General features: G+C 69.6%; 16 protein-coding genes. 7 read left to right on the top strand and 9 right to left on the bottom strand.

The window, feature by feature from the left end:
- Positions 1-37: 37 nt before the first annotated feature.
- The 3 genes from L0965_RS04130 to L0965_RS04120 form a co-directional block, all read right to left on the bottom strand.
- Positions 38-1,015 (bottom strand): carbohydrate ABC transporter permease, encoded by a 978-nt coding sequence (locus L0965_RS04130; RefSeq protein WP_060959201.1) that lies wholly within the window; start codon positions 1,013-1,015, stop codon positions 38-40.
- Positions 1,012-2,358: a carbohydrate ABC transporter permease gene (locus tag L0965_RS04125; protein ID WP_101305759.1), complete on the bottom strand. Its 1,347-nt coding sequence runs from the start codon at positions 2,356-2,358 to the stop codon at positions 1,012-1,014. The genes L0965_RS04130 and L0965_RS04125 overlap by 4 nt, the downstream gene beginning before the upstream one ends.
- 117 nt (positions 2,359-2,475) lie before the next feature.
- Positions 2,476-3,810: an ABC transporter substrate-binding protein gene (locus tag L0965_RS04120; RefSeq protein WP_101305758.1), complete on the bottom strand. Its 1,335-nt coding sequence runs from the start codon at positions 3,808-3,810 to the stop codon at positions 2,476-2,478.
- 225 nt (positions 3,811-4,035) lie between these two features.
- On the opposite strand from L0965_RS04120, the gene L0965_RS04115 reads away from it, so the two are divergent.
- Positions 4,036-5,055 (top strand): LacI family DNA-binding transcriptional regulator, encoded by a 1,020-nt coding sequence (locus L0965_RS04115; RefSeq protein WP_101305757.1) that lies wholly within the window; start codon positions 4,036-4,038, stop codon positions 5,053-5,055.
- A gap of 74 nt (positions 5,056-5,129) precedes the next feature.
- Here the strand turns inward: L0965_RS04115 and rplL are convergent, their stop codons facing one another.
- Together rplL and rplJ are read right to left on the bottom strand one after the other, a co-directional pair.
- On the bottom strand, positions 5,130-5,513 hold the full coding sequence (gene rplL, locus L0965_RS04110) for a 50S ribosomal protein L7/L12 (RefSeq protein ID WP_060959205.1): 384 nt from the start codon (positions 5,511-5,513) through the stop codon (positions 5,130-5,132).
- 50 nt (positions 5,514-5,563) lie between these two features.
- Positions 5,564-6,052, bottom strand: a complete 489-nt coding sequence (rplJ, locus tag L0965_RS04105) for a 50S ribosomal protein L10 (RefSeq protein WP_060959206.1) — start codon at positions 6,050-6,052, stop codon at positions 5,564-5,566.
- 321 nt (positions 6,053-6,373) lie between these two features.
- Between rplJ and L0965_RS04100 the strand changes: the two genes are divergently transcribed.
- The 4 genes from L0965_RS04100 to L0965_RS04085 all read left to right on the top strand — a co-directional run bounded on the left by L0965_RS04100 (position 6,374) and on the right by L0965_RS04085 (position 10,580).
- Positions 6,374-7,063, top strand: coding sequence for a YqaJ viral recombinase family protein (locus L0965_RS04100; protein WP_198553677.1), 690 nt, complete (start codon positions 6,374-6,376; stop codon positions 7,061-7,063).
- Positions 7,064-7,231: 168 nt separating this feature from the next.
- Positions 7,232-8,935 (top strand): MDR family MFS transporter, encoded by a 1,704-nt coding sequence (locus tag L0965_RS04095; protein WP_101305756.1) that lies wholly within the window; start codon positions 7,232-7,234, stop codon positions 8,933-8,935.
- Positions 8,928-9,392: a MarR family winged helix-turn-helix transcriptional regulator gene (locus L0965_RS04090; RefSeq protein ID WP_060959208.1), complete on the top strand. Its 465-nt coding sequence runs from the start codon at positions 8,928-8,930 to the stop codon at positions 9,390-9,392. Before L0965_RS04095 ends, L0965_RS04090 begins: the two co-directional genes overlap by 8 nt.
- A 135-nt stretch (positions 9,393-9,527) precedes the next feature.
- The gene (locus tag L0965_RS04085; protein WP_101305755.1) at positions 9,528-10,580 is read left to right on the top strand and encodes an NADP-dependent oxidoreductase; all 1,053 of its coding nucleotides are present in this window, start codon (positions 9,528-9,530) and stop codon (positions 10,578-10,580) included.
- A 1-nt stretch (position 10,581) separates the two neighbouring features.
- Here L0965_RS04085 and L0965_RS04080 read toward each other — a convergent pair whose 3' ends face one another.
- Positions 10,582-11,472: a LysR family transcriptional regulator ArgP gene (locus L0965_RS04080; protein ID WP_101305754.1), complete on the bottom strand. Its 891-nt coding sequence runs from the start codon at positions 11,470-11,472 to the stop codon at positions 10,582-10,584.
- Positions 11,473-11,541: 69 nt separating this feature from the next.
- Between L0965_RS04080 and L0965_RS04075 the strand changes: the two genes are divergently transcribed.
- Both L0965_RS04075 and L0965_RS04070 read left to right on the top strand, forming a co-directional pair.
- On the top strand, positions 11,542-12,168 hold the full coding sequence (locus L0965_RS04075; RefSeq protein WP_101305753.1) for a LysE/ArgO family amino acid transporter: 627 nt from the start codon (positions 11,542-11,544) through the stop codon (positions 12,166-12,168).
- A gap of 23 nt (positions 12,169-12,191) precedes the next feature.
- On the top strand, positions 12,192-12,467 hold the full coding sequence (locus L0965_RS04070) for an acylphosphatase (protein ID WP_101305752.1): 276 nt from the start codon (positions 12,192-12,194) through the stop codon (positions 12,465-12,467).
- A gap of 56 nt (positions 12,468-12,523) precedes the next feature.
- Here L0965_RS04070 and rplA read toward each other — a convergent pair whose 3' ends face one another.
- The 3 genes from rplA to nusG all read right to left on the bottom strand — a co-directional run bounded on the left by rplA (position 12,524) and on the right by nusG (position 14,887).
- The gene (gene rplA, locus L0965_RS04065; protein ID WP_005050012.1) at positions 12,524-13,213 is read right to left on the bottom strand and encodes a 50S ribosomal protein L1; all 690 of its coding nucleotides are present in this window, start codon (positions 13,211-13,213) and stop codon (positions 12,524-12,526) included.
- Between the two features lie 13 nt (positions 13,214-13,226).
- A complete protein-coding gene (gene rplK / locus L0965_RS04060) occupies positions 13,227-13,658 on the bottom strand; it encodes a 50S ribosomal protein L11 (RefSeq protein WP_005050009.1) in 432 nt (143 codons plus the stop codon).
- Positions 13,659-13,801: 143 nt separating this feature from the next.
- A complete protein-coding gene (gene nusG, locus L0965_RS04055; RefSeq protein WP_101305751.1) occupies positions 13,802-14,887 on the bottom strand; it encodes a transcription termination/antitermination protein NusG in 1,086 nt (361 codons plus the stop codon).
- Positions 14,888-14,920: the final 33 nt, after the last annotated feature.

Raw genomic sequence — 14,920 nt, 5'->3', positions numbered from 1 at the left:
GTTCCGCGCCGCTCCCCCGAAGGGCGGTGCCGAACGATCAGCCCTTCGTCGCCCCCGCGAGGAGCCCCCGCACGAAGAAGCGCTGCAGGGCGAAGAACACGACCAGCGGCACGATGATCGAGATGAACGTACCGGCGGCCTGCAGGAACCACTGGTCGCCCCACGTGCCCGACAGCGAGTTCAACGACTGGGTGATCGGCAGCGACGACGACGGCGCGAAGATCGTCGCGACGAGCAGGTCGTTCCACACCCAGATGAACTCGAGCACCGCGAAGGACGCCAGCGCGGGCGCGGCCAGCGGCAGGATCATCCGGAAGAAGATCTGCCCGTGTCCGGCGCCGTCCACCCGCGCCGCCTCGATGACCTCGCTGGGGATCTCCGCGATGAAGTTGTGCAGCAGGAACACCGCCAGCGGCAGGGCGAAGATCGTGTGCGCGATCCAGACCGTCGCGAAGCTGTGCTCGAGCCCGCGGAGGTCGAGGGCCGGGAAGACGGTCACGTCGCCGATCGTCATGCCGCGGGAGAACAGGCTCAGCAGCGGCACGAGAGCCATCTGCAGCGGCACGATCTGCAACGCGAACACCGCGATGAAGGCGAGGTTGCGACCCTTGAAGTCGATCCACGCGAACGCGTAGGCCAACAGCGAGGCGACCGCGAGGGCGAAGAAGACGACCGGGATCGTGATCGCCAGCGAGTTGAGGAACGACTCCCCCAGCGTCAGGGCGGTGCCGCCGGAGGTCAGCGCCTTCTGGTAGTTCTCCAGCGTGAACGACGGGTCGGTGAACACCGTCCACCAGCCGGTGCTCTGCACGTCCGATCCGGGGCGGAACGACGTGACGAACAGGCCGAACGTGGGGATGGTCCAGAAGATCGCGATGATGAGTGCCGCGATCGTCGCGCCCTTCGACGACAGGCGCTTGCGCGCCATCGCCTCGTGCTTGCGCGTGTCGCGGGAGACCTGCCGTGCCGAACGGGTGTCGGTGACGGGCTCGATGACGTCGACGCCGGTGCTCATCGGATCTCCCTCTGCTTGCGGATCTGGATGATGTTGAAGACGATCAGCGGCGTGACGAAGATGAACAGCACGACCGCCAGCGCCGCCGCGTGGCCGTAGCTCTGGAAGCGCTGCTGCTGGTTGACCATCTCGAAGGCGAGCACCGAGGTGTTGGCGCGACCGCCGGTCATGACCGCGACGATGTCGTAGATCTTCAGCGCCGCGATGGCCACGGTGGTCACCACGACGACGATCGACGAGCGGATGCCGGGCACCGTGACGTTGCGGAACCTGTCCCAGGCGTTCGCGCCGTCGAGCTCGGCGGCCTCCATCTGCTCCGGCGGGACCGCCTTGATGGCCGCCGAGAGGATGACCATGGCGAGGCCCGTCTGGCTCCAGATGAACACCACCATCAGCAGCAGGCTGTTGATCAGGGGCGTCACGCTCAGCCAGGCGACGGGGTCGCCGCCGAAAGCCGTGATGATCGCGTTGAGCAGACCCAGCTGATCGCCCTGCCGGTAGTCGTACATGAACTTCCAGATGATGCCGGCGCCCACGAACGAGATGGCGAACGGCATGAAGATCAGCACCTTCAGGAACCGCTCCCCCGCGGCACGGTCGATGAACACCGCGTAGGCGAGCCCGACGATCGTGGCGATGGTGGGGCAGATCAGCACCCAGATGACGGTGTTGATCACCGACCACGTGCCTTCCGGCTGCGTGAACACCCACACGTAGTTCTCGAAGCCCACGAACTCGGCGCCCGTCTTGTCGTAGAACGACTGCACGAACGTGGCGATGAACGGGTAGATCAGACCGATCAGCAGCAGCACCGCGGCGGGAGCGGCGAACAGCACGAGCTGGAAGAGGTAGCCGGCGCCCTTGCGCGCACGGTAGTCCAGCAGGAACAGCGCGCCGCCGGAGACCAGGGCGATGCCGAGCACGTAGATGAACGCGTTCGCGTAGGGCCGCAGCAGCATCAGCGCGATCACCGGGATGGCGAAGCACGCGACGAGGCGGATCCAGAAGTAGAGGCGACCGGGGCGCGGCGCGTACTCGATCAGCAGCAGGAGCACGCCGACGACCGCACCGAAGACGATCAGGATGATCGGGATCTGGACGATCGGCCCCATGACGCCGAGCCACTGGAAGAACGCGGTGAGCGAGACGCCCGGGATGACGATCTTGGCGGGATCCTCGACGGGTGCGCTCAGCAGCAGCAGGACGACGAGCGCGAGGACGACGACGAGCGCGCCGGTCGCGATACCCGCGGTGACGCGGGGAGAGAAGGCGCGGCGCCGGCCCGGCGGAGGCTTCGGGGCATCCGTCTGGGATCGCGCGGGCGCGGTGGTTGTTGCGGACATCGATGAGCCTCCGTGTGCTTCGGCGGACGCGGGACGTGGGTGACGACGAGGGCGGGCACCGCGGGCGGGATGCCGAGGCCTCGGCATCCCGCCCGCGGTGTCACGCGGTGGGTGTGACTAGTTGTTGTAGCCGGCCTGGATGTCGCTGAGGACCGTGGCCTGGTCCTTGCCGTCGATCCAGTCGACCATGCCCTTCCAGAACGAGCCGGAGCCGACCGTGGCGGGCATGAGGTCCGACGCGTCGAAGCGGACCGTGGTGTTCGGGTCCTGCAGCAGCTTCATCGCCTCGGTGAGGAACTCGCTCGAGGCCTTGCTCGGGTCCGCCTTGAGGTTGGCCGAGATGGCGCCGCCCTCGCTGACGCGGGCGTCGGCGAACTCGGGGCTGGACATGAACTCGAGCACCTTCTGCGTGGCCTCGCTGTCGGAGAAGCCGGCGACGAACTCGCCACCGACCTCGATCGTGGCCGAGCCCTCCTTGTAGCCGGGGAGCACGAAGGCGTAGACGTCACCGTCGGGCGCGACCTTCGGGGTCTCACCCGATGCCGTCTTCACGGTCAGGAAGTTGGCCGTGAGGAACGACGCCTGGTGGGTCATCGGGCAGGAGCCGTCCGCCACCTTCGCCGCGACGTCACCGAACGCGGTGCTGTTGATGCTCTTGACGTCGCCGTAGCCGGCGTTGACGTACGACGGGTTCAGCAGGATGTCGCCGACCGCGGTGAACGCGTCGGAGATCGGCTTGTCCGTGAACTTCACGGTGCCGTCGACCCACTGGTCGTACACCTCGGGACCCGACTGGCGCAGCACGAGGTCCTCGACCCAGTCGGTGCCGGGCCAGCCCGACGCGCCGCCGGACTCGAAGCCGGCGCACCAGGGCGCCGCCCCGGTCTTCTCCTGGATCGTCTTGGTCAGCGTGAGCAGCTCGTCCCACGTCTTCGGGATCTCGACGCCCCACTCCTTGAACTTCGCCGGCGAGTACCAGACGTAGCCCTTGATGTTGGCGAGCATCGGCGCCGAGTAGAACGTGCCGTCGATCGTGCCGTACTTCTTCCAGTCGGGCGACCAGTTGGCGTCGACGTTGTCTTCGACGGCCTTCGGTGCCGCCTTCACGTCGCCCGTGCCGACGAGGGTCTTCAGCAGACCCGGCTGCGGCACGATCGCGATGTCGGGAGCATCGCCACCGGTCACCTTCGTGACGATGTTGGCCTCGAAGCTCTTGTCGCCCGTGTACTCCACGGTGACCCCGCTGGTCTTGCTCCAGTCGTCGAAGACCTTCTGCAGGGCGTCGGCCTCAGAACCGGTGATACCGCCCGCGATCCGCACGGTGCCCCCGGCCGCTGCCGATCCCCCTGTGCTGCCGCCGCTGCTGCCGCCTTCGGCGCAGCCGGCGAGAGCGAACGCCGCCACGCCCATGACGGCAAGAGGCGCAATCCAGCGCCGCCGTGACATCCCCATGTGATTCCTCCTCATTGAGTGCTCGGATGATTCCTGTGCACACGGTTCCTTCCCGGAACCGATTCCAGGCAAAGCTATTGGACACGCTCCCACGACACAAGGCAGCGATTGTCACAACCCGATAACGACAACTATCGCGCGGAACGCGCCGCCACGAAGATGAGAGCAACCGGTTCCATACTGAACCGTGAGAAAGACGATCGATCAGCTCGAGGAGGAGCGCCGATGGCGGGCATAGCGGAGGTCGCCGCCCACGCGGGCGTCTCGAAGGCCACCGCCAGTCGTGCCCTGAGCGGCGCCGGCTACGTATCCGAGAGCACGAAGTCGCGGGTGCGCGCGGCGGCCGCCGAGCTGGGCTACGTCCCGTCCGCCGGGGCCGTCGGACTCGCGACGGGCCGCACGCAGAACGTCGGCGTCGTCATGCCCTACGTCAACCGCTGGTTCTTCGCCGAGGTGCTCGAGGGCATCCAGCAGGCGCTGCTGGAACGCGGCCTCGACCTCACCCTGTACGACGCGAAGCCCGGCACCGACGGGCGCGCCCGGATCTTCGACGACTTCCTGGCGCGCAAGAGGTTCGACGGCCTGATCGCGGTGGGCCTGGAACCGGTGGACCACGAGCTCGAGCGTCTGACGCGCATCGACCGCCCGATCGTCAGCGTCGTCGGCTCGAGCGAGCTGACCAGCGTCGTCGCGGTGGACGACGCGGATGCGGCGCGGCGGGCCACCGAGCACCTCATCGCCCTCGGCCATCGCGACATCGCGTTCGTGGGCGGCGCTCCCGAGAGCCACTGGGCGCACGTCGACCAGGAGCGGCTCGCCGGCTACCGCCACGCGATGCGCGAGGCGGGCCTGTCGCAGTTCGCCCGGCACGCGCACTCCGAGGTGACGCTGCCCGACGGCTACGCCGCCTCCGCCGATCTGCTCAGCGACACGCGCCGCCGCCCGACCGCCATCGTGGGCGTCTGCGACGAGGTGGCGATCGGCGCGATCATCGCGGCCCGTCGCCTCGGCATCCAGGTGCCGTCGGCGCTGAGCGTCGTGGGGATCGACGACCACGAGTTCGCCGACATGTTCGCCCTCACCACGCTCCAGCAGGTGCCGCGGGAACAGGGCCGGGCCGCCGTGGGCGTGCTGCTGTCCGAGATCGCCGAGCCGGGCCGCGCGCGCACCGAGCTGCGTCTTCCCGCCCGGCTCGTCGTGCGCAGCTCCACGGCCCCGATCAGCGACGGCGTCGAGCGGGTCTGAGCGCGCCGCACGGACGCGGAAGACCCCCGGGCCGAGCCCGGGGGTCTTCGCTGCAGTTCTTCGAGAAGAGCTGATTACTTGATGGTCACCGAAGCGCCGGCCTCCTCGAGGGCAGCCTTCGCCTTCTCGGCGGTCTCCTTGTTCGCGCCCTCGAGCACGGCCTTGGGGGCACCGTCGACGACGGCCTTGGCCTCGCCGAGGCCGAGCGAGGTGAGCTCGCGGACCGTCTTGATGACCTGGATCTTCTTGTCGCCGGCGGCCTCGAGGATGACGTCGAAGGAGTCCTTCTCCTCGACCTCTTCGGCGCCACCCGCGGCACCCGCGGCGCCGGCGACGGCGACGGGGGCGGCAGCGGTGACGTCGAACTTCTCCTCGAACGCCTTCACGAACTCGCTGAGCTCGACGAGGGTCAGGCCGGCAAACTGCTCGAGCAGCTCCTCAGTGGTGAGCTTCGCCATGATGTATCTCCTAGATGGGTGGGGTGTATGGGAAAGAGCTCGCCGGTCGCTTACGCGGCCTCGGCGGTCTCCAGCTTTTCGCGAAGCGCGTCGATGGTGGCCGCAGCCTTGCCCATCGTCGCCTTCATCATGCCCGCCGCCTTCGCCAGCAGAACCTCACGGCTCTCCAGGGAGGCGTACTTGTTGACCTCGTCGGCGCTCAGGGCGTTGCCCTCGAAGACGCCGCCCTTGATCACGAGAAGCGGGTTGGCCTTGGCGAAGTCACGCAGAGCCTTCGCGGTGGCGACGAAGTCGCCGTGCACGAACGCGACGGCCGAGGGGCCCTTGAGGTCCTCGTCCAGCGCCGTGATCCCCGCGTTGTTCGCGGCGATCTTGGTCAGCGTGTTCTTCACCACGGCGTAGCTCGCGTCCTGACGGATGCTGTTGCGCAGCTGCTTGAGCTGGGCGACCGTCAGACCGCGGTACTCGGTCAGCAGAACGGCAGTCGAGTTCTCGAAGTTCTTCGTGAGCTCGGCGACCGATGCATCCTTCTGCGCCATGGTCACTCCTTGATGTGAACGTGACACCCCGCGGTGGCGGAGCGTCGGCCTCGACCGGCTGTCCTGCGATACGGACCCCGCACAACGAGAAAAAGCTCCGGCGCAAGCGCACGGAGCTTCGTGTCCGGTTTCCCGGTACTGTCTGTGACACCTGCGCGGGCCCCTGCGATGCAGAGCTTCGTCGGCATCCGCTTGCGCGCACGCCGAGACCAGCGGTCTTTGGCTTCCCCCAGCATAGGCGACGCCGGCACCGTCGCCAAATCCGGGCGGCGCGGGTGTCGCGGGGCCCGGCTGTCGACGGCGCGGGTTAGCCTCGATGTCATGACTCCGGAGGCCTTCGCACGCATCGCTCCGGAACTGGCCTCCCGCATCGTCGCCGACTCGCGCGACCGCGTGGGCTGGATGCGCGCCCGCTCGCGCGGCATCACCGCGACGGATGTCGCTCAGCTGACGAGTCCCGCCGCCATCGCGCGCGCGGCCGACGCCAAGCTCGGCGCCGGGCGCGGCTTCTCGGGCAACGCGTACACCGACCACGGACGTCGCCGCGAGCCGGAGATCGCCGCCTGGGTCGCGGCGACGCACGGCATCCACCCCTCGTCGGCCCTCTTCCACGCCGTCGTCGAGAAGCGCCACCTCGCGACCCCCGACGGCATCACGGTCGATCAGGACGGTCGTGTCGTGCTCGCGGAGATCAAGACCACGAACAAGACGTGGCGCTCGATCCCCCGCACCTACCTGCGTCAGGTGTGGTGGCAGCAGCACGTGCTGGGTGCCGAGCGCACCCTGGTCGTGTGGGAGGAGCACGACGGGTTCGTGCCCGTCGGCGACGAGCCCCGGTGCGCCTGGGTCGACCGCGACGAGCGGGAGATCGGCAACCTCGTGCGCCTCGCGACCGAGCTGATCGACGAGCTCTACCGCCGCACCACCGCGCGCCGGGCCGGTGCGGCGCCGGCCGATGCCGCCGCACCGCGCGCCCGCGAGCCGTTCCGCGCCCTCGCCCTCGCCGACTGACCGCCCGCCGGATGCCGGGGCCTCGGCACGGGCAGAGCCGGGTCGGGAATAGTTGACGCAGGTCAACGTTGCTCATATAGTTGACCCAGCTCAAACGTTGACTGAGATCAACCATCCCATCGCCCCCGGCGACTCCTCCGCATCGCCGCACTTCCAGGAAGCACCCCTATGTCAGAAACCCTCACCGACGGCGCACCGCGCATGAACCATCGGCAGGTGCTCGAAGCCCTGTCCGGTCTGCTGCTGGGCATGTTCGTGTCCATGCTGGCCTCGACCGTCGTCTCCAGCTCGCTGCCCGTGATCATCCACGACCTCGACGGCAACCAGGCCGCCTTCACGTGGGTCGTCACGGCGACCCTGCTCACGACGGCGATCTCGACCCCCATCTGGGGCAAGCTCGCCGACCTCACCAACCGCAAGGTGCTCTACCAGCTCGCGATCGTGATCTTCGTGCTCGCGACCGCCGCCGCGGGATTCTCGCAGAGCCCCGAGATGCTCATCGCGTTCCGCGCCGTGCAGGGCATCGGCGCCGGCGGCCTCGCCGCGCTCAGCCAGGTGCTCATGGCCGACATCATCAGCCCGCGCGAGCGCGGCCGCTACATGGGCCTGTTCGGCGCGGTGATGGCGCTCGCCACGATCGGCGGGCCGCTGCTGGGCGGTGTGATCACGGATGCCTGGGGCTGGCGCTGGAACTTCTTCGTCTCGCTTCCGGTCGCCGTCGTCGCCCTCGTGCTCGTCCAGGCGACCCTGCACGTGCCGGCCCGCCCGAAGAAGAAGACGACGATCGACTACCTCGGCATCGTGCTGCTGTCGGCCGCCGTCTCGCTGCTGCTGGTCTGGGTCACCAACGCCGGCACGACCAAGACCGGCGACTGGTGGGATCTCGGCAACAACGACTGGTGGAGCCTCACGACGGTGCTGATGGTCGGCGGCGCGATCCTCGCCGCGATCCTGTTCGTCATCGTCGAGCTGCGCTCGCGCGAGCCGCTCGTGCCGCTGACGCTGTTCCGCAACCGCACGTTCACGCTGTCGGTCATCGCCTCCATCGCCACCGGCATCGCCATGTTCGGCGCCTCGGTGTTCCTCAGCCAGTACATGCAGCTGGCGCGCGGGGCGACCCCGACCGAGGCCGGGCTCATGACGATCCCGATGATCGGCGGCCTCCTGGTCGCCTCGGTCGGCGTCGGCACGCTGGTGACCCGCTACGGCACGTGGAAGCCGTACCTCATCGTCGGCGCCGTGCTGCTGATCGCCGGCTCGTCGCTGCTGTCGACGATCCACTACGACACGGACTTCTTCCTCGTCTCGGTGTACATGTTCCTGCTCGGTGCGGGCGTGGGCATGACGATGCAGAACCTCGTGCTGGTCGTGCAGAACACGACCCGTCCGGAGGAGATCGGTGTCGCGAGCTCCGGTGTGACGTTCTTCCGGAGCCTCGGCGGGACCATCGGCGTCTCGGTCATGGGCGCCGCCCTCGCCGCGCGCGTGGTCGACCTCGTCGCCGAGCGCAAGGAGGAGATCACCGCCGCCGTGATGGGGCTCGGCGACCAGGCCCAGTACTGGGGGCAGCAGCTGCAGTCCGGATCGCTGCCCAAGGTCTCGGCGATGCCCGATACGCTTCGTGTCGTGTTCGAGGACATCTACGCCAACGGCATCTCCCATTCCTTCCTGATCGCCGTCCCCTTCGCCGTGATCTCGCTGATCGCGATCGTCTTCCTCCCCAACAAGCCGCTCACGACGATGACCACCGTCGAGCGCCTGCAGGCGAGCGAGGCCGACCTCGCGACCGTCTCCGTCCCGGAGGCCATGGAGACGCTGACCGCGACCGGATCGGTGCGCACCGTGCGCACGGGAACCCGCGACGATGGCTGAGACCTCCGCAGCCTCCAGCTCCCGTACCGACGCGGTGCGGGAGCTGGAGGCCGAGTTCGGGGAGCTGATCACCCGCTTCCAACGGGTGATCAGCGAGATCGCGAACCGGGTGAGCCCGGGCCTGCTGCCGGGCGCGTACAAGGTGTTCACGACCATCGCCCGCCGCGACGGCGTGACCCTGTCCACGCTCGCCGATCACCTCATGATGGACAAGGGCCAGCTGAGCCGGACGATCCGCGAGCTGGAGAGCCTCGGCCTCATCTCGCGCGCCCCCGACCCCGCCGACGGCCGCTCGAGCCTGCTGTCCGCCACGGCCGAGGGCCGGGGGCGCCTCGAGGCCGCGCGGGCCCCGCAGCAGGGCCTGCTGCTGGATGCGATCGTGGACTGGCCCCTCGACGACATCCACGCGCTGACCCGCTTGCTGCATGCGCTCGGCGAGAGCGTCACGCGCCGCTGACGACGCTTAGCGGCCCGGTAGCACTCGCGTAACACGGCGGAGACATCCCCGGGGTTGACTGGTCGGCACGGGGGCACCACGCCTCCCCGGCCGCACGTGCAGCCAACGCCGACACGCACGGGAAGGAGCGACCCGATGGTCTCTCACCGTCTCACCCGATTCCGGCCTCTGCGGGGCGCCGCGGCAGCGGATGCCGCCCACACCGCCCCCGTCCCCGAGATCCCCCGGGACATGCGCGCGATGGTCTTCGACGAGGTCGGCGGCGCGGAGGTGCTGCACGAGGCCACGATCCCCGTGCCGGCTCCCGTGCTGAGCGAGCTCCTCGTGCGCGTGGTCGCCGCCGGGGTCAATCCCATCGACGCCAAGACCCGCTCCGGCGCGGGGGTGTCGGGGGCCATCGACGCGTTCCCGAGCACGCTCGGCTTCGACTTCAGCGGCGTCGTCGTCTCGGCGCCCTACGAGTCGCACCCGTTCCCTCCCGGCACCGAGGTGTTCGGGATGACCCCCTTCCCCCGCTCCGGCGGATCGTACGCGGACTACGTCGTGGTGCCCACCCTCTCCGTCGCGCGCAAGCCCGCGTCGCTCTCCCACGCCGAGGCCGCGGCCGTGCCGCTGGCGGCGCTCACCGCATGGGGGCTCGTCGTCGAGACCGCGCACGCCCACGAGGGCCAGCGGGTGCTCATCCACGCCGGATCGGGCGGTGTGGGCCACTTCGCGGTGCAGCTGGCCGCCTACTTCGGCGCGCAGGTGATCGCCACCGGATCGGCCGGCAACCTCGCGTGGCTGCGCGAGCTGGGGGCATCCGTCGCCATCGACTACGCGACCACGCGCTTCGAGGACGTCGTCGGCACCGTCGACGTCGTCATCGACCTCGTCGGCAACGTGCACGACGACACGGGCACCCGGTCGCTGGGCGTGCTGCGCCCGGGCGGCCTGTACGTCCTCGTGCCCACCGGGGGCTGGCCGCAGTACGCGGATGCCGCCGCGGCCGCGGGCGTGCGGACCACCTCGTACAAGGTGGTCCCCGACGGCACCGTCCTGGCGACGCTGGCGCGTCTGCTCGACTCGGGCGCGATCCGCGTGTTCGTCGACCACGTCTACGACCTGGGCGAGGCCGCGACGGCGCACCGCGAGGTGGAGCGGGGTCACACCCGCGGGAAGATCGTCCTCGCGGTCGGCGACTGCTGACTCACCGCGACAGCACGCGGCGTCCCTCCGCGACGATCTCCCCCGCCACCGCGTCGAGCAGGGGCGAGCGCAGGTTCCACTGCTGCCAGAACAGCGCCACCGCGACCTCTGGTCCGCCCAGCGGCACGAGGGCGCCGGAGGCGAGGGCCTCGCGCGACTGCAGGCGCGGCAGCAGAGCCCATCCCAACCCGAGTTGGACGGCCGTCGCGAAGTCGTGCGACGCGGGCACGCGGTGGCGCGGCGGGGCGGTGGGGTCCACGCCCCGGGCCGTCAACCAGCGCGTCTGCAGGTCGTCGCGGCGGTCGAAGTCGATCACCGGCGCCCGCCGCAGCCCGTCGCGGTCGCCGTCGGCGTCGCCGGTCAGCCACCGATCGCGGAAGGCCGGGGTCGCGACCGCCTCGTAGACGAGCTCCCCGAGCGGGCTGACCCGGCATCCGCCGACGGGCTGCTCACGCGAGGTGACCGCCCCCATCACCGTGCCCGACTCGAGCAGGCCCGCCGTGAAGTCCTGGTCGTCGCGGTGCAGGTCGAAGACCACCGGGTGGCGCGCGCTCAACCGCGCCAGCGGGGCGAGGAACCAGGTCGCCAGGGAGTCCGCGTTCACGGCGAGGGGCACGCGCGTCGTGGCGGCATCCGCGCCCAGTTGCGCGATCGCGTCGGCCTCGAGGAGCGCGAGCTGGCGGGCGTAGCGGACGACACCGTGCGCCGCCGAAGTGGCGCGCACCGGCTTCGTCCGCACGAGGAGCACCTGTCCGAGCGCGTCCTCGAGCGCCCGGATGCGTTGGCTGACGGCGGAGGGGGTGAGGTGCAGTCGACGCGCGGCGGCTTCCAGCGTCCCCTCCTCGACGGCCGTCGCGAGGGTGAGCGCCAGCTCGGGCGAGATGCGGGACATAAGCTCAGCTTACGAGGCGTGAGAATCGTTACCTGGACTGATCACGACGATCCTCCTAGCGTCGAAGCCGTGCTCCCCACCGTCCTCGCCGGTTTCGGCCTCGGCCTGTCGCTCATCGTCGCGATCGGCGCGCAGAACCTCTTCGTGCTGCGCCAGGGCATCCGCCGCGAGCGGGTGGTGGCCGTCGCCCTCGTGTGCGCACTGTCGGATGCCGTGCTCATCGCGGTCGGCGTCTCCGGCGTCGGCGCGATCCTGCACGCCGTCCCCTGGCTCATCGACGCCGTGCGGTGGGCGGGCGCCCTCTTCCTCGGCGGCTACGGGCTGCTCGCGGCGCGCCGCGCGCTGCGTCCGTCGGACGCGGCGCTGCAGGTGTCCGACGAGGGGCCGCGCGACGCCGAGCGCGCGCCGCGGCTCGCACCGATCGTCCTGACGTGCCTCGCGCTCACCTGGCTCAACCCGCACGTCTACCTCGACACCGTGTTCCTCCTCGGCTCCGTCGCGAACACGCACGGCGCGGACCGTTGGTGGTTCGCCGCGGGGGCCGCCGCGGCATCCGTCCTCTGGTTCTTCTCGCTCGCCCTCGGCGCCCGTCATCTGGGGCGCCGGTTGGCCACGCCGCGCTCCTGGCGCATCGTCGACGGCGTGATCGCGGTCGTGATGATCGCCCTCGCGGTGAGCCTCGTCTGGCCCCGCTGAGCCGGTGCGGGCAGGATGGGGGGATGATGCGTGTCCACCTCGTCGCCCGCGGCGGCGTGCAGGGCGTCGGGTACCGATTCACGATGGAAGCCGTCGCCGCGCGCGTCGGCGCCACCGGATGGGTGCGCAATCGCCCCGACGGCAGCGTCGAGGCCGAGGTGGAGGGCAGCGATGCGGCCGTGGCCGACGTCGTGGACTGGGCCCGCCGCGGCCCGCGCGGCGGCTGGGTCGACGACGTGCAGGTCGAGCAGATCGCGCCCGAGGGCTCCGGCGTCTTCGAGATCCGCCGGGACGGCTGAGACGACGACGGGGCCCCACCCGAAGGTGGAGCCCCGTCGTGAGGTCGATCCGAGGATCAGACCAGGGAGTTGACGTCCAGCGGGATGCCGGGGCCGAACGTGGTCGACACGGCGCCCTTCTGGATGTAGCGGCCCTTCGAGCTCGAGGGCTTCAGGCGCACGATCTCCTCGACCGCGGCGGTGAAGTTCTCCTCCAGCTGCTCGGCCGTGAAGGAGGCCTTGCCGACGACGAAGTGCACGTTGGCGTGCTTGTCGACGCGGAACTCGATCTTGCCGCCCTTGATCTCCTCGACGGCCTTGGCCGGGTTGGGGGTCACGGTGCCGGTCTTGGGGTTCGGCATGAGGCCACGGGGACCGAGGACCTTGCCGAGGCGTCCGACCTGGCCCATGAGCTCGGGCGTGGAGACGGCCGCGTCGAACGCGGTCCAGCCGCCGGCGACCTTCTCGATGAGCTCGGCGCCGCCGACCTCGTCCGCGCCCGCGGCGATGGCGGCCTCGGCGGCCGGGCCCGTCGCGAACACGATGACGCGGGCGGTCTTGCCCGTGCCGTGCGGGAGGATGACCGTGCCGCGGACCATCTGGTCCGCCTTGCGCGGGTCGACCGCGAGCTTGAGGGCGACCTCGACGGTCGAGTCGAACTTCTTCGACCCCGTCTCCTTCGCGAGCTTCACGGCCTCGGTGGACGTGTAGAACTTGTCGCGGTCGATCTTCGCCGCGGCTGCTTCGTAAACCTTGGACTTAGCCATTGTGCGTTCCCCCTCAGTCCTCGACCGTGATGCCCATGGAGCGGGCGGTGCCGGCGATGATCAGCGAGGCGGCCTCGATGTCGTTCGCGTTCAGGTCGGGCATCTTCGTCTCGGCGATCTGACGGACCTGGTCCTTGGTGAGCTTCGCCACCTTGACGGTGTGCGGGGTCTTGGAGCCCTTCTGCACGCCGGCGGCCTTCTTGATGAGCTCCGCGGCGGGCGGGGTCTTCAGGATGAACGTGAAGCTGCGGTCCTCGTAGACGGTGATCTCCACGGGGATGACGTTGCCGCGCTGCGACTCGGTCGCGGCGTTGTACGCCTTGCAGAACTCCATGATGTTGACGCCATGCTGACCGAGCGCGGGGCCGATCGGCGGCGCCGGGTTGGCGGCACCGGCGTTGATCTGAAGCTTGATCAGGCCGGTCACCTTCTTCTTGGGTGCCATTCTCTTTCCTTCTGTCGAGCGCCCGTGGCCGGAGCATCGGGGCGCGCTTCCACGCGATCGGCGGACCCGAAAGGTGGTGGGGAGGTCGCGCGACGAGTGCGCAACCTGATGATTCTACCGGATGCCGCGGCATCCGGTGGCGATCACTGCTTGGTGACCTGGTCGAACGACAGCTCGACCGGCGTCTCGCGCTCGAAGAGGGAGACGAGCACCGTGAGCTTGCCGCTCTCCGGCTTGATCTCGCTGATCGAGCCGGGAAGACCCGCGAACGAGCCCTCCTTGATCGTGATCGTCTCGCCGATCTCGAAGTCGACCTCGGTGATGACGCTGCGCGCCTGGGTCGCGGAGCCCTTGGCCCCGCCGCCCTTGACGGGCGCCGTCTCGGTGACCTGCACGAGGGACTTCAGCATGTTGAAGGCCTCCTCGAAACGCAGCGGCGTCGGGTTGTGGGCGTTGCCCACGAAGCCCGTGACGCCGGGCGTGTGACGCACGACCGACCACGTGTCCTCGTTGAGCTCCATGCGCACGAGCACGTAGCCGGGGATCCGGACGCGCGTGACCATCTTGCGCTGACCGTTCTTGATCTCGACGACGTCCTCCATGGGGACCTCGACCTGGTAGATGTCCTCTTCGACCTCGAGCGAGTTCTTGCGCTGCTCGATGTTGGCCTTCACCTTGCGCTCGAAGCCCGCGTACGAGTGGATGACGTACCACTTGCCGGGAAGCGACCGCAGCTCGGTGCGGAACGCCTCGTAGGGGTCTTCGGGTGCGGCGTCGGCGTCGTCCTCGGCGGCCTCGACCACCTCGCCGGCGGTCTCGACCTCGGCGACGAACTCCTCGTCCAGCACGGGGGCGTCGGGCTCGCCGTTGACGTCGGGACCGTCGTAGGGCGCGATCTCCTCGGCGGCGTGAGCGGCCGCGTCGGCCTCCTCCTCGGCGAGGGCGTCGGTGAGCACCTCGGCGGCGGCTTCGGCCTCGGCGGCCTCGTCGATCTCCAGTGCGTCGTTCACGATGGCGTCTGCCTCCGGGTCTTCGATGTCGATGTCGTCGTACTCGTCGTCGTCGACGGCCGCGTCCTCGTCGTCGACCACGTGGACGGCGAGGTGCTCCGCGGGCGCGGAGGCGCGCTCCTCGGCGGCGAGGACGTTGCCCTCCTGCGCCTCGTCGTCTTCACTGGACTGCTCGGCGGCGGTGGCCCAGTCGACGTCGTCGGTGTACTTCTCAGACACGTATGTCCTCTTCCCTCGGGGGTCGTGCGGTGA

This window comes from Microbacterium sp. NFH-22A-Y (genome assembly GCF_021401375.1).
Taxonomy (GTDB): domain Bacteria; phylum Actinomycetota; class Actinomycetes; order Actinomycetales; family Microbacteriaceae; genus Microbacterium; species Microbacterium hominis.
The sequence above is the reverse complement of the archived record's forward strand: the minus strand, read 5'-3'. Positions and strand labels throughout refer to the sequence as shown.